Below are 19,180 nucleotides of genomic sequence, written 5' to 3' on the forward strand. Positions count from 1 at the left end.
ATTTTACTTATTTTGTAGATCATTATAGCACTTTTATATAAAGCCTTTGAGCTTTAAAAATGCTATTAAAACTCAAAGGCAAAATTGTCAGTCTATATTATTTAACCTAATTCTTCCCAATATGAGAAATCTTCACTCTTTATATGTATAGAGTGTGATATATGCTTACAAGAAGTTATATCAACTGCAAACAAAGCTTTCTGACCATTATTATCCATATTAAAAGCTGTATAATCATTATAAAAAGCTACACAAAATGACTCCCAGCTCATCAATGGATTATTAGGTAGCTCTTTTGCTACAAAGCCGGCTGGTGTAATTTTTTTTATTATGAAATTTACAATATCATACGATTTGTCCAATAGTTCATCTGCAAGCTCTTTATTATCATCATCAATGGCTTCATCAAATTTTTGTCCAAGCACCTTAAGTTGATGCAACTCATCTTTAACACATTCAATAGTTATCGACTTAACTATTTTCTTAATTTCAGTTTGTGTCATATTCCAATCCTCCTTTTGTTTTTATTAGATATATATACATATTTTGCACTCTTGTAAGAAAGTTAAACAAATTAAGAGATTGGAATTTTTTTTAAGTAGAATAATTTTGTAGTAAGTGTTTAAAATATTTGTAACCCAAATTGCTAGTTAATCAATAACATTTGCTTCTCTTCATCAAGCTTCAAAAAGCAGTCAATGCTGTAAGCGACAAGAAAGAGTTTAAGTTTTGTAAGAAAACCACCTATGGATGTTGCCTTGATTACTTTACCAAACTTGGCTGTTATCATAGAGAAGGCTGTTTCAACGCCTTTTCTAATTTTTCGTTTAATGAAATAATCATCATCATATTGCATACGTTTCTTAAATATTGGTGAAAGCTTGATATTCAATTTTTTTAGAAACTCTTCAAGCTTACTAGAGATATATCCTTTATCTCCTATGGCAATTGATCCTTTTGGTAGATGAGAAAGTAGTCCATAAGCTGCTGTAACATCATGCATTGATCCTTCAGAAATAAAGAAGTAAACAGGTGATTTATCTGTAGTAACAACCATATGAACTTTAAAACCATAAAAGAATCGACACTTAGAAGCATTAAAACCTTTAAAATCTGGATTATTCCATAGCTGACACCGTTTTTCTCTAGTGATATTGCATAACTCTACTGGAAAGGAATCAACAGAGTAGATATTTGTTCCTTCAAGTTTGATAAATAGTTTACCTAGCCAAGAAAAGAGTTTTTCAATTATCTGCTCTAAACGATTAAGCCGTCTAATAAAGCGTGAATATTCAGGTATCTTAACAAAATTAAGCATTTGACAGTACTTGTGTGCTTTGCGATAATTTCCATTGAAATCACTGACTGCAAGATATCCAACCAAAAGTATCTCACTATTGGATACTTCTGCTCTAATATCATCTTTGATCCCATTTACTTTTAGATATTCATCTATTAAACAATAAACTGTTATAATTCTTTGCTCCATAAATTGCCCCCAAGCTTTTTATGGAGTACTCAAGCAAACTTTAATCCTTCTTTGAAACTAGCAATTTGGGTTATTTGTAAGATAATATTACACATAGGGAACAAGGACAGGTAATCACGTCAAGTGCATTAAATAACAAAAAATACATTATTTTTAGTAGCTCAAATTGTTGTTTTTTACTATAATTATAATTTTATACTGGATAAGTGTGATAAGTCGGATAAGTCCTATTTTAGGGATTTTTATAAGTTAGATAGTTGCGGACAAGTGCGGATAAGTGCCACACTTGATATTCATAATATTTATGTTTTACAGTGTCCAAAATCGTGCCTATTTTTTCGCTTAAAATACAAGTTTTAGATAAAGTTATTTATTGTATTTCCCTATTTTTAGGCATTTTTCTTTGTAATATAGAATAAAAAAGTCTTCATAATATACTCTGATCTTCATTACACTTCAACCTCTTCTACTATATCTAATCCAAACCCTCCAAGACCTACAAACTCTTTTCCTTTGTTTGAAACAAGCAATTTAATATTTTTGATGCCAAGTTCAGTCAAAATTTGTGCTCCAATACCATACTCTTTCATAGAATCAGATGCATTTGTATCTGCACTATCTAAAAATACAACTACTCCACCATTTTGTTTAAGGTAATTTATTGAGTTAGTCAATTGTTTATATCTTGATGAGTGCATTAAAAGGTCAACATCTCTACCTATATTATGAAACTTTACATACTCAGTTTCATGTAGCTTGTAAAAAACAATAGCATAGTGACATCTTCCTTGATGATCTTTAAAACTTTTTTTTTCTACTTTAGTATCAAAAAACTCTATCTCTTCTTCATTAATTAATTGAACCAATCTTTCATTACGAAGTCTGTATTCAACCAAATCAGATATATAGACAGTATTTAGATTATGTTTCTTTGCAAAAACTTCAAGATCATCACGCCGAGCCATTTGACCATCATCTCTCATTATTTCACAAATCACAGCACTTGGTGCAAGTCCGGCTAGTTTACAAATATCTACAGACCCTTCAGTATGTCCTGTACGTACTAAAACTCCTCCATCTTTAGCAATAAGAGGAAAAATATGTCCAGGACGTACAAGATCATTAGGTGAACTTAAAGGTGAAGCCAGTAATTTAATAGTCATATCTCTCTCATAAGCTGAAATACCTGTTGTTGCATCTTTTGCATCAACTGATACTGTAAATGCAGTTTCATGCTGAGAATCATTATGTTGAACCATTGGCTGGAGCTTTAATCGATCTGCAATATCTTTAGATATAGCAACACAAATAAGCCCTTTTGCCTCTGAAGCCATAAAGTTAACTTTTTGTGGAGTAGAAAAAGTAGCTGCATATACAAGATCACCTTCATTTTCTCTATCTTCATCATCTATCATTACAACCATTTTGCCCTGTTTTATATCTTCTATAGCCTGTTGAACTCTTTGAAATGGCATTTTTATCCTCTTTTTTGAAAATTTAAAAAATTATAGCGAAAAACTCTTGACAATGAAACTTTTTTGCACTATAATTCTGCCAACAAAAAGCAATGAGCTTCAAGAAACCGATTGGGGTATCGCCAAGCGGTAAGGCAGCAGGTTTTGGTCCTGCCATTCGGGGGTTCGAATCCCTCTACCCCATCCACTTTTTCTTCAATCGCGGGATAGAGCAGTTTGGTAGCTCGTCGGGCTCATAACCCGAAGGTCGGGGGTTCAAATCCCTCTCCCGCAACCAATCAAAACTTCATAAACGATATTCTTTTAAGCACCTATTCAACTCATTAGTACGATTTTAAGTCGCCAATTCAACCCATCAGTACAATCGCCAACATAATAAGTTTCAGTTTCAACTTGATTCATCAAGTTTTATCAGTTTACTTGTAATTCCCATTCAATAATTTATATTATTTATATAAAAAAACCTATTTTAAAAGTAAAATTTACTATTTTTACAGCATTTAAGTTTCAATTTAATCAGTAGGGATTATAATCAAGTGAACTATAAGTTTAAGGAGAAAAATATGGCAAGAGTAGTTGTTTTAGGGGGTGGAGTATCAGGTCATACTGCAGCTACATTTCTAAAAGATTGGTTGGGTAGCAACCATGAAGTAGTTGTAGTAACACCAAACAGTAAATGGAACTGGATTCCATCCAACATATGGGTTGGTGTTGGAAAAATGAAAAAAGAAGATGTTGTTTTTGATCTTGGACCTGTATATGCAAAAGCTGGAATTGACTACAGACAAGCAAAAGCTATCTCTATTCATCCTGAAGGAAGTAGTGAAAGTGATTCTCCATTTGTAACTATAGAGTACACTGGTCAAAACAAAGAAGGTGAAAAAGAAGAAATTACTTACGACTATTTAATTAATGCAACTGGTCCTAAACTAAACTTTGCTGCTACGGAAGGACTTGGACCACATGGAGGTCATACTGTATCTGTTTGTACTGCTGATCATGCTGTTCATGCAAATGAAGAGTTGCAAAAATGTATTGCAAAAATGAAAGCTGGTGAAGAGCAAACTTTTGTTATAGGTACAGGGCATGGAATGTGTACATGTCAAGGTGCAGCATTTGAGTATATATTTAATATAGATTATGAGCTTCGTGCTGCTGGAGTACGCGATAAAGCAAAATTGGTTTGGTTGACAAACGAGTCATTCCTTGGCGACTTTGGTATGGGTGGAATGCATATAAAACGAGGTGGTTACATTGCTTCTAGTAAAATTTTTGCTGAATCTCTATATGCTGAGCACAATATAGAGTGGATTTTAGGTACACATGTTACTAAAATTGAAGAAGGAAAAATATATTACGAAACACTAACTGGTGAAACTGGTGAGCAAGAATTTGACTTTTCAATGCTAATTCCTCCATTTGGTGGTGTTGGTTTAAAAGCATACGATAAAGAAGGTACAGATATAACTGATAAAGTATTTGCACCAAATGGCTTTATGAAAGTAGATGCTGATTATACTCCAAAACCATATGAAGAGTGGAAAGCATCTGACTGGCCAAAAACTCTTCAAAATCCAGACTATAAAAACATGTTTGCAGTAGGTATTGCTTTTGCACCTCCTCATTTAATGTCTAAACCTATGAAAAATCCAAATGGAACACCAATTAACCCAACTCCTCCTAGAACAGGTATGCCTTCTGCAATGATGGGTAAGGCTGTAGCTGGTACAGTAAGAGATATGATTCTTGAGGGTGCTAAAGAACCAACTCACACTGCAAGTATGGCTGAAATGGGTGCAGCTTGTGTTGCATCAGCAGGTAGTAGTTTGATCAATGGTAAAGCAGTATCTATGACTGTTTACCCTATTGTTCCAGACTATGAAAAATATCCTGGAGTAGGACGTGATTTAGAGTATACAACTGGAGAGATTGGTCTTGCAGGACACTGGATCAAATATCTGTTACACTATGCATTCTTGTGGAAAGCACAGCTTAAACCAGGTTGGAAGATAATTCCAGAATAAAAAATAAAATAGAAAGGATATTAAAATGGCAAATGAGCACATTCAACATCTAGACCCTTATAGTCCACAATCAGGAACAATGATTCCAGGAGGCTTGGTAAAGTTTCTTAGAACGAATATTATATATCAAATTATTCGTTTTCTTGTAATCAATATAAGAATGACAAAATTGATTCTTAAATCTCACCACTAATCAAAATCAATCAAAGGTGCCTTGTGGCTCCTTTGATGCTTACTTCTAATTTAATATCTCTACATTTCTTTTAGTTAAGTAATACTACAATGATTGAATGAAAAAAATAATCTTTATAATATTTTTACTGCAACTATATTTAATTGCAGAAAAAGGAATTGTAATGTCAAAAAATTATGAGAAAGCTACATTAGGTGGTGGATGTTTCTGGTGCCTTGAAGCTGTTTTTGAAAATGTTAAAGGTGTTGAAGATGTAGTAAGCGGCTATGCTGGCGGTCATATTAATAATCCAACTTATGAAGCAGTATGTTCTGGAACTACTGGTCATGCAGAGGTTGTTCAAATTACTTATGATCCAACTATTATAAGCTTTAAAGATATTCTTGAAATCTTTTGGAAAATACATGATCCTACAACACTCAACCGCCAAGGTGCAGATGTAGGAACACAGTACCGTTCTGTTATCTTTTATCATGATGAAAAGCAAAAAGAGATAGCTGAAGAGAGTAAAGCAGAAGCACAAAAAAACTTTACATCACCAATAGTTACTGAAATCTCTCCTCTTCAAACTTTTTGGAAAGCGGAAGATTATCATCAAGACTATTTTAAAAATAATCCTAATCAAGGATATTGTCAGGTAGTTGTTGCACCAAAAGTAGAAAAATTTCAAAAAACATTCAAAGAATTAGTAAAGTGAAAGGAGATTACAATGGCTGAAAAAATGATAGAGTTAGAAGTTAAAGTAACAATGGAAGAGATGAAGAAAATTGGAGAGTTTTGCCGTCAAGAGGGAGTTAATTTTTCAGAGTGGATGCGTAAATTAGCACTAAAAGAGATTGAAAACAAAGAGAAAGAAAAAAGAGACTCAAAATCTTAAGAGTCTCTTTTTAGAGTTTAAACTCCATTTCAACTTGTTTGGCAACTAAAAAGCCTTTTGGTGTCAACTCGCCATCAGAAATATACCCTTCATTTTTTAAACTTTTTGCAAGCTTCTTCCCCTCTTTCATTGTAAATAACCGGTTGTTTTCAAGTATAGCCAATATATCACGTAATCCTTCACCCTCTTCTTTTTTAAGCATAGCAAGCAGTATTACTTTCTCTTCAGTACTCATTGAACAGCTCTTTCCTAACTTTTTAAATCGATAAAAGTATAGCACAATACATAAGCTAATACTCTAAAATTTTATAGTTGAATTTTCATTAAAATATTTAAAAAAAAGTGTTGAAGTGCTGACAATAAATAGTCCTAGTCCCCATCCGGCTAACACATCTGACAACCAGTGTACATTCAAATAAACTCTTGAAAAACCTATCAATAAAGGCCATATAAAAATAAAGCTTATAAAAAATTTTTTAACACGACTATTTTTAATATACTCATTAAAAATGATAAAAACAAGAAGTGACAACACAACAGAAAGAGTAGCATGCCAAGATGGAAAAGCATAACTGTTGATATCAAGCAGTCCATTATCAGGACGATTTCGCATTATATAAATTTTAAAAAAATATGTACTTATCGTAGCAGTAACAATTGTAAAAAGATAAAATAGTAAAGCTTTAAACCTTTTTTTATTGATCAAGTATATAGATACAATTATTGAAATAATTAAAACTGATTCTACATTATTTAAATATGTAACTATTATAAATAGTTGATCAAAAAAAGTTGAGTGATACTGAAAAAGTATCTCTGCTGTTTTTTTATCAAAATAAGGTAGTGGGTCATTCGATATAATCAAATACATTGAGACAAAAAGAAGTAATCCCAAAAAGCTTAAAACTTTCAATTATTAATATCTTTCAATATCTTTTTTGTAACATTACGACCAGTTTCAATAACCTCTTCAGCTTTATGAAAATCTATTGTATTACAAACATCCATAGGAATATTGATCATTATATCTGGTGGATACCCACTAATTCTATAACGTGTTAGTGCATCTTGCATTGTATCTAATGTTTTATCCAATACATCCAACATTGAAAATTTTGGTGCAGATACTATTTTTGTATCAGGTCTTGGTTTAGAGATATCCCCATATAAGTTAACGGCTATTGTAACATCAGTATGATCAGCGTTGGTAGGTGCAACAGGAAGAGGATTTAAGGCACCACCATCAATAAGGATCATATTTCCCATTTTTACAGGTGTAAAAATAGAAGGAATTGCAATAGAGGCACGAATAGCTTTAAGCAAATCTCCCTGCTGAAACCACACCTCCTTTTTCTTTACTAAATCTGTTGCTACTGCTGTAAATTTGATAGGAAGGTCTTCAATTTTCTGCTCTCCTATCATAGTAGAAAGCTTCTGAAAAACCTTTTCACCTTCTATAATTCCACCACGAGAAAAAGAGATATCAAGCAAAGTAGCTATATTGATAGCATTAAGTCCTGTTACCCAATTTTTATACTCTTCAAGTTTACCACAAGCATACAATCCGCCAACCAAAGCACCCATTGAAGAACCACTGATCGCTACTATCTCATAACCACTCTTTTCAAGCTCTTCAATTACTCCAATATGAGCATAACCACGAGCACCACCACTACCTAATACCAATGATACTTTTTTCTTCATAATAATTTCATGCTTTCATACCTTTTAAAAACTCTTCAAGAACTACAGATGCACTCTCTTCAAGTTTTTCATCATAATTTATCCAATACTCAATATACCCCATTGTAAATGCATTAAACAGATAAGCAAGTTTCATATAGTTTTTCTCTTTAAGTGGCTCAATTTTGTCAAGCCTTTCAAAAAGTTCAGCTAAAAATTCAAAAATGGGTTTAACTGGATCGTTTTTTTGAGTATTCATTTTAAAAAAGAAGAGTGGATCACCAATAACTGGATCCTCTATAGCTTTTCTTTTAGCTGTAAATACATCAAATTTCAATTTTACATATGTCTCAAGACATAATTTTGGTTGGGATAATGAAGAACAGTTCTCAACTAACATATTATGAAAGAGTCTGATCTGATAAGCAATATATTCGTAAAAAAGCTCATCTTTTGAAGAGAACAGTTTGTAAAGTGCTCCAACAGAAATGTTAAGTCTGTTTGCAATATCTTGCATTTTAACACTGGAAAATCCATCATTTTCAAATATTTTAGATATCTCTTCAAGAACAAGATTCTTTTTTGTCTCTAAAACTTTCTGTCTAATAATATCTCTCACAAATACTCCATAGAAATTAGATCTAGTACTGATATTATATCAGATGTTCTTAAACTTGAATAAGATAATATTTTCGTGAATATAATTCACTTTAAGGAAAATGAATGTCAAAACGTATAGGAACTTTCATTATTATAGGATTAATACTATTTTTTTCATATATTGGTTACTCTTATCTTCATTACCGTTCAGTTAATGCCGTAAGTGATGCTGCATTTATCAAAAGCGATAAAATATCTACCTTAAGTTTTAAAGTTGGTGGAAAAGTAATTGAAATGAAAAAACTTGAGAATGAAGAGGTAAAAAAGGGAGAGTTACTAGCAGTTATTGATCCTATAGACCTTAAAATAGCAAAAGATAAAATACTCTACTCTATTGAGAGTTTAAAAAAGTCAATAGAAGTTTTAAAACTAAAAAAAGAGCGTTTAAAAAAGAGCCTGCAACTGCAAAGAGAGATTGCAAAAATAGATATAAAGGCAATTAAACAAGAGAAAGATTCACTCCACTTCAACATAGAAGCATCTAAAACAAGACTTAAAAAACTAGATCTTGATCTGAAAAGATATAAAAATATGCTTGAGCAAAATCTTATAGCATCAACTGAATATGAAAATATCAAAACAAATCGTGATGCACTTAGCAAGCAAATTGAAGCTATGGAAAAAAAGATAGATGAGTTAAATGTAAATATATCAAAAGCAAAAAAAGCATACAAACTGGCAATAGTAAATGAAAAAGAGATAAAAGAGCTTGAAAAAACAATAGAAGCTCAAAATGAAAATCTTAAACTTCAAAAAAAATCACTTGAAGATATAGAAAACAAAATTGAATATACAAAACTATATGCACCATTTGATGGAATTATTGCAAAAAAGTTTATAGATGCACCTCGTGTAGTAAAAAAAGGCTCACCAATTTATGCACTAGCCGATCCAAAATCACTATATTGCGAAGTACTACTCTCTGAAAAGAAGATGTATGGAATTAAAGATGGAAGTAGTGTTACAATTAAAGTAGATGCAGTAAAAGATAGAGTCTATAAAGGAGTGGTAGAGTCAATTGCCCCAACATCTGCATCAACTTTTAGCCTTGTTCCCAGAGACATTGCAAGCGGTGAATTTACAAAACTGGACCAACGTTTTATTGTACGCATTAAATTAGACAGTATAGATGGATTACGTGCCGGAATGGGTGCAACTGTTGCAATTAAAAGGAACTAAGTAATGACTGAACCAAATGGTGATGTCATAACACCTAATAAACCTTGGGATATTACATCCAAAGAGAGAGCAATATTTAGCATCATTGTAATGACTGGTGCCTTTATGGCAATTTTAGATACAACAGTTGTAGATGTCATTGTTCCTAAACTTACAGGTCCACTATCTACCGATATGTACGGCGTACAGTGGATCATTACAAGCTATATGGTTGCCGCTGCTATTGCACTGCTAATTACAGAGTATTTAATAAAAAGATTTGGCTCGAAAGCGATCTTTCTTGCAGGAATTGCACTCTTTACAACTGCTTCATTTTTTTGTGGTGTTTCATCTACACTTGAAGAGATCATCCTTTTTCGTATAATTCAAGGATTTGGTGAAGCACTCATTATGGTTACAAGCCACGTTATGATCTTTAGCTACTTTCCACCCGAAAAGAAGGGTTTGGCAATGGGAATTTACGGACTTGGCGTCAGTTTTGCACCAGCTTTGGGTCCCACAATCGGTGGCTATTTGACAGAATATTACAATTGGCGGATGGTCTTTTTTATAAACGTACCTATTGGGCTTTTGCTTGTTATTGCAGGTATTGTTTATCTACCTAAAGATAGCCTTTTTGAAAAGTTGAAGTTCAATTTTGTTAGCTTTTTGCTTCTCTCCCTAGCAACAGTTTCACTGCTTATAATGCTTAGTCGTGGTCAGCAGATGGGATGGTTCAATAACTCATTCATAGGTCTTTTGCTCTTTGTATGTTTGATCGCTTTTCTACTATATGCATTGAGCGAAATTTGGTCAAAACATAAACTGATCGACTTCACTCTATTTAAAAATCCAACTTTTGCCAATGGAATGATGATCTACTTCTTCATTCTTGGCTTCTCTATGTATCAGTATTTTTATCTTTTACCCGTATATTATGAGCATATCAAAATGCTTCCAACCCTTGATGCTGGTATAGCAGTCTTTGCTTTTGCTGTCTTTATAGGCTTCTTTTCTCCAATTGCAGGAATGCTAGCCGACAAAATTGGAGCAAAAAGGACAGTTCTCATTGCATCACTCTTTTATGTGATCACATCAATAACCTTTTTACCGTCACTAAACTACTATACACCATTGACACAAGCAATGCTTTTGACGATCCCGTTTGGCATAGGTATGGGGCTATTCTTTGCCCCTGTTACAGTGATGGTACTTCAAAGTGCACCAGCAGACAAAAGTGAACTTGCCATTGTGCTAATGGATTACTTCCGATTTGTAGGCGGAAGCTTTGGTACAGCACTAGCTACTAACAATATGGAGTATTTTAAAAATCTCCACTTTCTTAGGATGGAAGAACTGCAAAACATTACCTACCTTCAAAACTATCTTAAATCAATAGAAGAGAGTCTTGGAATCACTGCCGATCAGGTTAAGGCCATTTTTATGAATTATGAAACTTTTATGAGTTACAACTATGGGTTTTACAATACCTTTATGCACGCAGGATATTGGGGAATTTTAGGTTCTATTTTTGTACTGCTGCTATTTGTTAAACTCAAACCATCTAAGGATACAAAATGAAACGTTTAACTCTTTTACTCTTTCCATTACTGATATATGCCCAAACCTACCAAGAGATTTTAAGTGGGGTAGATAACTCCCTACAATTAAAAAGTGCTAAACAGCTTGAAGAGTCTGCAAAATTGATCTCTGAAGCTAAAAGAGGTAAAAATCTCCCAACTCTTGATCTTAGTTTGAGCGGAGTATGGCTAAATGAGAAACCGACAGTAAACTTTGTCAATACAACCTTTCCTCTTGGTTCTGAACGCAGTTTTACTGGATCGCTGAAACTCTCCTACCCTATTTTTACAGGTTTTGCTATTAGTGCTGAAATTGATCAGGCAAAATTGGAGTATGAAAAAGCCTCATTAAAAGTGCTTGATCTTAAACGAAATCTCTACCTACAAGCAACACAACTCTTTGGTGCAATTTATGCTGCACAAGAGACGTTAAATGCAAAACAAGATGCAAAAAAGGCGATTGAAGATGCCTATAAAAAGGCAAAAGGACTTTATGACAATGGCATTCTCCCACCGGCAGATCTTTACAATATTGAAGCTAAACGATACGCAATTGAAGCAGAAATTACTGATGCAAAAAGTCAAAAAGATAGGCTACTTAACCAGCTTAAATATCTTCTTAACCAACCTATTACATCGGTTGAGTTTTCTAACTATCCATTACAAAAACTCAATAAAAAAGAGATTATCACAACAGCATTGCAAAATCGTGAAGATATTCAAGCTTTACAACGTACTTTAAAGATCGATAAAGAGAATGAAAAACTTGCAAAGAGCCGCTACTACCCTACAATTGCTCTTACAGCAGAACTAAAAAGAAAAGGTGACACACTAGCACTTAATGGTGATGGATTCAGCAATGCTGATCAAAGCTACATTGGCACGGTAATTTCTTGGAATCTCTTTAACGGTTTTTCTGATAAGAAGCAGTATGAAGCATCATGTTACCGTACACTTTCAGCCAAAACAGCTCTTAATGACTATAAAAACAGTGTTAAAACAGAACTGGAAAATGCCTTTTTAACCTTATCTGCTCTTCAATCAAAGCTTTTAAGCGCAAAGATGGAGCTAAAAGCTCAAAAAGAGTATTATAAATTAACAAAAGGAAGGTTTGAAAACCAGCTTGCAAGTGCTGATGAACTTAGCCGTGCCATTGCCGACCTTTCGGTTGCTCATGCAAAAGTTTCGGTACTTAAGAGTCAAATCTTTATTCAAACAGCTACAATAGGATTGATGGCAGGATTAGAGCGTTTTAAAACGCTCTTTATAAAATAGCTACTTTTTTATATAACGGCGTATTTGCCGTCCTCCTCTATAACACTCTTGGCATATACCAAATTTAAAGTTGGGCGGTAGCGGCTTTCCACAACGTTTACAAGCTCTGGCAAAAACACCCTGTCTCAAAGAGCGTTCAATAAAATCATTAAGAATTTTCCTAGCTTCTAAAGCATTTTCAGTATCTATGAAAAAATTAGAAAAACGATAAGATAACCAAAGATATAAAGAGACCTCTTTAACCATCTCTTCTGCTTCAAAGAGCATATCTGAAGTTTGTGCAACTTGCGGCAGATGTTCAGGTAGATTAAATGGTATCGGCTCTTGTCGCTCAAGTGAGATTAGGTAGCGATGAAAAACACTCTCAAGGTATGGTGATCCCAAACTAAGTGGAGCACATGCAAGATGATATTTTGTCTTAAGATCCAAATTGTACAGATCAACCATTTTAGCAATCTCAAGCATATTTTCAATATTAGCCGCAATAAATGGACCATCAAACTGCATATGTTTAACAAAGAAACCTAAAATCTCTGAAAGGCTTTGTGTCTCAATGATTTTTGCAATCAAATCAATATGATCAAAATTTGCCATTACACGGTATGGACCACGAATTGATGGAGATGGTTCATCTATCAGTTCTGTAATAGTATTTAAAACAGGTCCTGTCAAGGCACCTACAAAACCCTCTTCGTGTAAACCGTAACGCCCTGCTCTTCCTGCAATTTGACGAATTTCAGATGGTGTTAGAAGACGACGGCTTTGACCGTCAAATTTAGAGTCACGCGCAAAAAGAATAGTTCTAATAGGAAGATTCAACCCCATTGCGATAGCATCAGTTGCAACCAAGATTTGCGATTCGCCTTCTCTAAATCGTCTTGCCTCTTCCCTTCGTACTTCCGGACTCAAATTTCCATAAACGACAGAAACATCATAACGACCGCTTAACTGCTCTTTGAGAGCTAAAACATCACGTCTTGAAAAAGCTACAATAGCAGTAGAAGGTTCAAGTTTTTTCAGTGATGTAGAGTTAGAGTTGAGAATAAGCGGTGATTTTCTCTCAAATCGTACTACTTCAAGCTCTTCATCAAGCCACTCTGCCAACTCTTGCACCGCTTCGAGTGCATCTTCACTTCCAGTCATTATGACAGTATGAGCAGGAATCCCAATAATCGCATTTGCCCAAGCCCAGCCACGATCTGGATCAGCAATCATTTGAACTTCATCTATAACACAGACATCAACATCAACCTGAAAGTTTACCATCTCAATGGTTGAGCTTATGTGTGCTGCCTCCTCGTCAATAATCTGCTCTTCTCCTGTTATCAAACTAGCCTCTAAACCGGAGTTTTTTAAAGTTTCATACCCTTCAAGCGCTAAAAGACGAAGAGGAGCAAGATAGTATCCAGTATCAGCCTCTTTTAATTTTTCCATAGCGGCATATGTTTTTCCGCTATTTGTTGGACCAACGTGAAAGATGAGTTTACGACCCATCTCTCTTGCCAATGGAAATAGGTTTTTAAAATCTCTGATAGTACGCGCAAGAAGTTCTTCACGCTGTTTTTTTAGCTTAAGTCCCTCTATTTGACGTGCAAAATGGCGATTGATTCTTTTTAATGTTTTGTAAGGTATCTCAAGAACCTCTTTTTGAGAAATTGCATCAATTACAGAGTTGGCAATAATCGTCTCTACCTGCTCATCTCTCATTTCAAGCCCTTCAGCCTCGCTTAACAGGGCATCTTTAAGTGCAATTAACTCAGCATCAAACTGTGCCTCAACCTCATTACGACGCATTTCAAAATCTTCATCAATAGGCAAATGCTCATTTTCCCAAATAGCCTGATAGAGCCATCGCATCTGCACTTCGAGTAACAGTTTGTATCTGACTTTCCACTCCGGATTTTTAAAAAGTTCTTTTTCAAATTTTTTAAACAATCTAAAGCTATCAGATAAAACCTCTATATCTTTAATCTCAAACTGATTAAACAATATTTCGTGCAAATACTCTGAAGGAATTGGGACAAATGCAAAATCACAATTTTCTGGAATCCGTTTAATTGCCTTTAATTTCTGATCAATATCTAAATATCTGTTAGGTTTTGAAGCAATCTCTAAAAACTGCTTAATTTCCTCTTCTCTTTTGCGAATAGCACTCTCTTTACAACTCTCAAGTCTCTTGCCAAGTTCTTCTTCATCAAGCGTTAAAATCTCTTCTTCTTCAAACGGTCTGCAACTAAGCTCAAGAATCTTATGAAATTGCTCATCAAAAATTTTAAAGGCAAATGAGTGGAAGAAATGAAAGTTTCCGTCATCATCAAATGCACCGTCAAACTTCTCCTCCAAGCTATTACGCTTTTTAGCGTTTCGCAACTTCATAAGAGATTTTTGAATGCGTTTTGGCGTAATCTTTTTTAGCTTTACATCTTCAAACAGCTCTCTTATTGCAACCGCTTCACCTGGAGTATGATCTATGGTTGAGAGTATCTCATCAATTTTTTCAAGCCTTGCTTCTTGACTTGAAACTGTTTTATCTACTTTAAAAGTTGTATCAAGCGATTTAAGATACTCGGTGATCAATGCTCTGTCTGCCGTATCACCATTTGACCATACACGACGAAAAGCTTTTACAAGGTCTGCTTTAGTTAAGTGCTGCTCTTTAAGTGAGAGGATCATTGCCATTTCTATTAAGTTATCTAATGGAACACGGGTGATCCCCTCATCAAAACCTTCGCCGCCAAAAATTTTACGTATAGTTTGATTATATTTAATCAGTTTTTTCTTTTTCTTTGCCATATTCTTCCAGTAAAAAGTATTTTAACTTTTACTTATTTTCCTTTAGGTCTAAATGCTTTGATGACATTTTCATCTGTAACCATATAACGCCCACCAATAAGGTCTATGCAGTAAGGAACTGCAGGGAAAACTGCATCAAGACATTCACGAATAGACTTAGGTTTTCCAGGAAGGTTAATAATAAGACTTTTATTGCAAATACCAGCAGTTTGACGACTTAAAATTGCTGTAGGTACATACTGTAAACTTACCTGACGCATCAATTCACCAAAGCCTGGCATCATTTTTTGACAAACTGCTTCAGTAGCTTCAGGAGTTACATCACGTGGCGCAGGTCCTGTTCCACCGGTAGTTACTATTAAGTCGCACTCTTCATCATATGCCAACTCTTTAAGAGCCTTCTCTATCTCACTCTGTTCATCAGGAATACAACGATATACAAACTCTATCTCATTTTGCAAATACTCTTTAAGAGTATCCATAATGGCTACACCTGAGATATCATCGTAAATACCGGCACTCGCACGATCACTTGCTGTTACGACTCCAACTTTAATTTGATCCATATATATTCCTTTCATAAAGACATTAAAATATGTCCTACATTTTTAAAAAAATAGCTTTCTGAGTATTGTCTGAAAAACTCATGAGCTTCATACGCATCTATAATCTTATCTTTACCGCCAAGATAGGTTTCAATAATTATATCTCTGTTTTTACAGATTTTAAAAGGTTCACTTGGCCACTGATATGTCAAAAGTTTTTCCAAGTCAAACAAAGTCGCAGGTGCAATGTATTTACTTAAATCTAAGTTAGCAGGATATGCAATATTTTTTAAAAATGTTTTAGTGTATGCATCAGCATCTTTTTTATAATAGAGAAGCTGGGTTTTTATAAATGCTTTACTTTTATTACAAAACCAAGCTGGAGAGATTAAAATGAGTTTATCAATTCGCTCATTGCTGTTTGCAGTAAACTCCAATGCTTTTATAGCACCGTAACTAAAGCCAACTACAACGTATGGGTTCTCTTTTACATTATTTAAATAATCATAAAAGAGCTCCTCTTCATTTTTCAGGGAGAAACCACTAAAAAATATCATGCAGCAGATGCCTTACATCATTTTTTGTAACAACTTCACACTTTAAAATCTCATCAGCAAGTTTTACGATACTGTCATGCATTCGTGTAACAAACCCCTCTATATCTAAACGAGCATCTTCTAAGATTTTATCTTCTTGATGTAATCCAGCTGAAAGCTTTTCTCCCATTCCAAAATGCTCTACCATATCTTTGGCTAGCATTCTTGCTTCTTTTAAATCTTGTGCAGCATTTGTATATTGTTCATTAAAATGTAACTGCATCATTATATTTCCAGCTAAATAGACCTTTATACGGTTCATCATCTCTGTTTTAGAGACAATCTCTTTTTCAGAAGTTTTAAAATGATCACTCAAAAGTCCAATCTTTTCAAACTCTACATCAAGCCAGTAAGCTGCTACTGCTTTAGATGCTTGATATAGTGCTTGTATCTTCTTCTCTTCACTGCTGTATGTCAATATTTTTCGCTTACCAAGTAAAACTTTATCTTTTACTGCTAAAAAGTCATCTGTTTCAATAACTTTTTTCCCAGCTTTCAGTGCATGTATAGCTGCTTCATTTACTAAAGATGAAAGAGCTGCTCCACTAAAGCCGACACTCATCTCTGCAATTTCATCTAAATCAAGTGAGTGTGGTTTATTAGAAAGATAGATTTTTAAGATAGATTTTCTCTCCTGTTTATTTGGCAATGATACAAATACCCGACGATCAAAGCGACCTGGTCTAAGTAAAGCATCATCAAGCATTTCAATCTTGTTAGTTGCCGCAATAACAATAACACCGCTGCTATCTTCAAAACCATCCATTTCAGTCAAGAGTTGATTGAGAGTAGCTTCTCTTTCATCATTTCTCATACCGCCACGTGCTTTACCTACAGCATCTATTTCATCAATAAATACAATTGCAGGAGCCATTGTTTTAGCTCTTTTAAAAAGTTCACGAACCCGTTTTGCTCCCATTCCAACATAGATTTGGACAAAAGATGCACCACTTTGATAAAAAAATGGTACACCTGCCTCTCCGGCAACTGCTTTTGCAATCAAAGTCTTTCCAACACCAGGAGGACCTACCAAAAGTACACCTCTTGGCATTCTTATGCCAAAGTTTCTGTACTTTTGCGGTTGCTTTAAAAAGTCAATAATCTCTTCAAGCTCCTCTTTGACATCATCTATGCCTGCTACATCATTAAAAGTTACATCAGAAATAATAGGATGAATATCTGCAGGTTTTTGTAGTTCATTTGCCAGCTGTATCTGCTCGTTTATCTGCTGCTCTTTTAATTCTCTATTTTTTCTAGCCCATCTAAGTAGATATAAAACAAGCAAAATAAGAACAGTCACAGTGATAATGTCTGCAATATATGGATTTTCTTCTTTAATTGTTACAGCAGTTGAGTTGTAAATCTTTTTAAGATCAACTCCATCTTTTGGAACTTTATATAAAGACCCACCACTTTTAAAATATAGATAAGGTCCATCTATTACTGCATCTGTTACCAATGAATTTTCTATTAAGTTTTCTGCTGTACTTGCATCAATTGTTTTTGCTTTATCTCGTAAATAGGCAATAGTAAGTATAATTGCAATAAAAAGTGCAGAAATAATTAAAATAATACGGTTCTTTTTAGAAACTTCCAAAATTTATCTCCTCAGCCACTTCATAATTTTCAATGGTGAGCCACTCACCTTTTATATCACGACTGCTTTTTACTGCTATTTTGTTAAAATATTGATCAAGTCCAACATATGCACCATCTTTTTCACTCTCTATGAGAACCTCTAATGGTTTATCAACACTTTGTCTAAAAGCATAATTTTTTGCTTTTATTATTGAAGTCAACTCTTTATGACGTGCTTTTGCAATATTCCCAGGAACCTGCTCTTTCATTGTACTGCTTGGTGTTCCATCCCTTTTTGAGTAGCTAAAAGCATGAATATGTGTTAATGGAAGAAGTTTAATACGCTCACAGGCTTCACTCCACTCCTCTTCACCTTCACCAGGATGCCCTACAATGAAATCAGTTCCTATTGCATACCCATGACTAGCAATCTCTTCAAAAAGTTTTAAATCACTAGCAAACTCATTTCTGCGATTCATCAGTTTTAACATTTTGTCAGATGTATGTTGCAGTGCTATATGCAAATGTTTAGCCATCCACGGTTCATCAAGAAGCTCTTTAAATTCATCTGTAATTTGAATAGGCTCTAGTGAACCTATGCGAATACGACGTACTCCACGAATGAGACTCATACGCTTTAAAAGTTTTGCAATAGAGCTTCCTCTATCTTTTCCATAACTACCAACATTGGTACCTGTAAGAATGAACTCACCAAAGCCATTTGCTGCTAAACGTTTTATCTGCTCTAAAATCAAGGTTTCATCAAGACTTCTTGCATTACCTCGTACAAAAGGAATGATGCAGTAACTACAGCGAAAATCACAACCCTCTTGAATCTTTATGAAAGCTCTTGATTTTCCTACAAATTGTTCAACTACAGTTGAATCTATATGCTCTAAATCACCTATCTCATAAAATGGTGTATCACTTTGCAAAAACTTTGTAATCTTCTCTTTTTCGCTATGTCCAAAAACTCCCTGAACTTTACCACTCTTAAAAAGCTCTTCACCTTTTGTATGAGCTCCACAACCGGTTAAAAAGATCTTGGCATCTTTGTTTTTACGCCCAACTTGATTAATGTAACCTCTTACACCACTGTCGGCACCATTTGTTACTGTACAAGAGTTTACAACTATTACATCTGCCTCTTCTTCACTATCAGCAATTTCATATTTACCAAGCCGTGACATCATAACCTGTGTATCAAACTGATTAGTCCGACACCCAAAAGTCTTAAAGAAAACCCTCTTCATC

19 protein-coding genes and 2 tRNA genes are annotated in these 19,180 nt (G+C 34.3%); 9 read left to right on the plus strand and 12 right to left on the minus strand.

The genetic code is table 11. The annotated features are described in order from the left end of the window. Window positions 1–101: 101 nt before the first annotated feature. From BM227_RS04455 to BM227_RS04465, 3 genes are all read right to left on the minus strand, one after another. Window positions 102–503, minus strand: coding sequence for a hypothetical protein (locus tag BM227_RS04455; protein ID WP_092911598.1), 402 nt, complete (start codon window positions 501–503; stop codon window positions 102–104). A gap of 143 nt (window positions 504–646) precedes the next feature. Next, the gene (locus tag BM227_RS04460; protein WP_092911600.1) at window positions 647–1,489 is read right to left on the minus strand and encodes an IS982 family transposase; all 843 of its coding nucleotides are present in this window, start codon (window positions 1,487–1,489) and stop codon (window positions 647–649) included. Window positions 1,490–1,938: 449 nt separating this feature from the next. Continuing rightward, a complete protein-coding gene (locus BM227_RS04465) occupies window positions 1,939–2,964 on the minus strand; it encodes a bifunctional 3,4-dihydroxy-2-butanone 4-phosphate synthase/GTP cyclohydrolase II (protein ID WP_092911602.1) in 1,026 nt (341 codons plus the stop codon). Window positions 2,965–3,076: 112 nt separating this feature from the next. Here BM227_RS04465 and BM227_RS04470 point away from each other — a divergent pair. From BM227_RS04470 to BM227_RS12720, 6 genes are all read left to right on the plus strand, one after another. After that, a tRNA-Gln gene (locus tag BM227_RS04470) sits at window positions 3,077–3,151 on the plus strand. A gap of 13 nt (window positions 3,152–3,164) precedes the next feature. Continuing rightward, window positions 3,165–3,241 (plus strand) — tRNA-Met (locus tag BM227_RS04475). 286 nt (window positions 3,242–3,527) lie between these two features. Beyond that, the gene (locus BM227_RS04480) at window positions 3,528–4,988 is read left to right on the plus strand and encodes an NAD(P)/FAD-dependent oxidoreductase (protein WP_092911604.1); all 1,461 of its coding nucleotides are present in this window, start codon (window positions 3,528–3,530) and stop codon (window positions 4,986–4,988) included. A 25-nt stretch (window positions 4,989–5,013) separates the two neighbouring features. After that, window positions 5,014–5,181 carry a hypothetical protein gene (locus tag BM227_RS12715; protein WP_177201989.1) on the plus strand — a complete coding sequence of 56 codons (168 nt, stop codon included), beginning with the start codon at window positions 5,014–5,016 and terminating at the stop codon, window positions 5,179–5,181. A 163-nt stretch (window positions 5,182–5,344) separates the two neighbouring features. Then, complete coding sequence (msrA, locus tag BM227_RS04485) at window positions 5,345–5,878, plus strand: peptide-methionine (S)-S-oxide reductase MsrA (RefSeq protein ID WP_092911606.1); 534 nt, start codon at window positions 5,345–5,347, stop codon at window positions 5,876–5,878. 12 nt (window positions 5,879–5,890) lie between these two features. Next, window positions 5,891–6,058: a hypothetical protein gene (locus BM227_RS12720; RefSeq protein ID WP_177201991.1), complete on the plus strand. Its 168-nt coding sequence runs from the start codon at window positions 5,891–5,893 to the stop codon at window positions 6,056–6,058. A 10-nt stretch (window positions 6,059–6,068) separates the two neighbouring features. Here BM227_RS12720 and BM227_RS04490 read toward each other — a convergent pair whose 3' ends face one another. The 4 genes from BM227_RS04490 to BM227_RS04505 all read right to left on the minus strand — a co-directional run bounded on the left by BM227_RS04490 (window position 6,069) and on the right by BM227_RS04505 (window position 8,360). Then, window positions 6,069–6,293, minus strand: a complete 225-nt coding sequence (locus BM227_RS04490) for a hypothetical protein (RefSeq protein WP_092911608.1) — start codon at window positions 6,291–6,293, stop codon at window positions 6,069–6,071. A gap of 63 nt (window positions 6,294–6,356) precedes the next feature. Next, window positions 6,357–6,971 carry a phosphatase PAP2 family protein gene (locus BM227_RS04495; protein WP_092911610.1) on the minus strand — a complete coding sequence of 205 codons (615 nt, stop codon included), beginning with the start codon at window positions 6,969–6,971 and terminating at the stop codon, window positions 6,357–6,359. Next, window positions 6,968–7,762, minus strand: a complete 795-nt coding sequence (locus BM227_RS04500; protein WP_092911612.1) for a patatin-like phospholipase family protein — start codon at window positions 7,760–7,762, stop codon at window positions 6,968–6,970. Before BM227_RS04500 ends, BM227_RS04495 begins: the two co-directional genes overlap by 4 nt. A 7-nt stretch (window positions 7,763–7,769) precedes the next feature. Beyond that, entirely contained in the window at window positions 7,770–8,360 is a 591-nt protein-coding gene (locus BM227_RS04505; RefSeq protein ID WP_092911614.1) for a TetR/AcrR family transcriptional regulator, read from the minus strand. 104 nt (window positions 8,361–8,464) lie between these two features. Here BM227_RS04505 and BM227_RS04510 point away from each other — a divergent pair, with 104 nt between their 5' ends. Genes BM227_RS04510 through BM227_RS04520 form a run of 3 tightly spaced genes read left to right on the plus strand, consistent with a single transcriptional unit; the run spans window position 8,465 to window position 12,414 of the window. After that, window positions 8,465–9,580: an HlyD family secretion protein gene (locus tag BM227_RS04510; RefSeq protein ID WP_092911616.1), complete on the plus strand. Its 1,116-nt coding sequence runs from the start codon at window positions 8,465–8,467 to the stop codon at window positions 9,578–9,580. A gap of 3 nt (window positions 9,581–9,583) precedes the next feature. After that, the gene (locus BM227_RS04515; RefSeq protein ID WP_092911617.1) at window positions 9,584–11,140 is read left to right on the plus strand and encodes a DHA2 family efflux MFS transporter permease subunit; all 1,557 of its coding nucleotides are present in this window, start codon (window positions 9,584–9,586) and stop codon (window positions 11,138–11,140) included. Beyond that, window positions 11,137–12,414, plus strand: coding sequence for a TolC family protein (locus BM227_RS04520; protein WP_092911619.1), 1,278 nt, complete (start codon window positions 11,137–11,139; stop codon window positions 12,412–12,414). Before BM227_RS04515 ends, BM227_RS04520 begins: the two co-directional genes overlap by 4 nt. Here the strand turns inward: BM227_RS04520 and BM227_RS04525 are convergent, their stop codons facing one another. Genes BM227_RS04525 through mtaB form a run of 5 tightly spaced genes read right to left on the minus strand, consistent with a single transcriptional unit; the run spans window position 12,415 to window position 19,179 of the window. Continuing rightward, complete coding sequence (locus tag BM227_RS04525; RefSeq protein ID WP_092911620.1) at window positions 12,415–15,207, minus strand: helicase-related protein; 2,793 nt, start codon at window positions 15,205–15,207, stop codon at window positions 12,415–12,417. Between the two features lie 32 nt (window positions 15,208–15,239). After that, the gene (mog, locus tag BM227_RS04530; protein ID WP_092911622.1) at window positions 15,240–15,773 is read right to left on the minus strand and encodes a molybdopterin adenylyltransferase; all 534 of its coding nucleotides are present in this window, start codon (window positions 15,771–15,773) and stop codon (window positions 15,240–15,242) included. An 11-nt stretch (window positions 15,774–15,784) separates the two neighbouring features. Next, entirely contained in the window at window positions 15,785–16,309 is a 525-nt protein-coding gene (gene bioV, locus BM227_RS04535; protein WP_092911624.1) for a pimelyl-ACP methyl ester esterase BioV, read from the minus strand. Beyond that, window positions 16,296–17,945 (minus strand): AAA family ATPase, encoded by a 1,650-nt coding sequence (locus BM227_RS04540; protein ID WP_092911626.1) that lies wholly within the window; start codon window positions 17,943–17,945, stop codon window positions 16,296–16,298. The genes bioV and BM227_RS04540 overlap by 14 nt, the downstream gene beginning before the upstream one ends. Beyond that, the gene (gene mtaB, locus BM227_RS04545; protein ID WP_092911628.1) at window positions 17,932–19,179 is read right to left on the minus strand and encodes a tRNA (N(6)-L-threonylcarbamoyladenosine(37)-C(2))-methylthiotransferase MtaB; all 1,248 of its coding nucleotides are present in this window, start codon (window positions 19,177–19,179) and stop codon (window positions 17,932–17,934) included. The genes BM227_RS04540 and mtaB overlap by 14 nt, the downstream gene beginning before the upstream one ends. Window position 19,180: the final 1 nt, after the last annotated feature.

This window comes from Hydrogenimonas thermophila (assembly GCF_900115615.1).
Taxonomy (GTDB): Bacteria; Campylobacterota; Campylobacteria; order Campylobacterales; family Hydrogenimonadaceae; genus Hydrogenimonas; species Hydrogenimonas thermophila.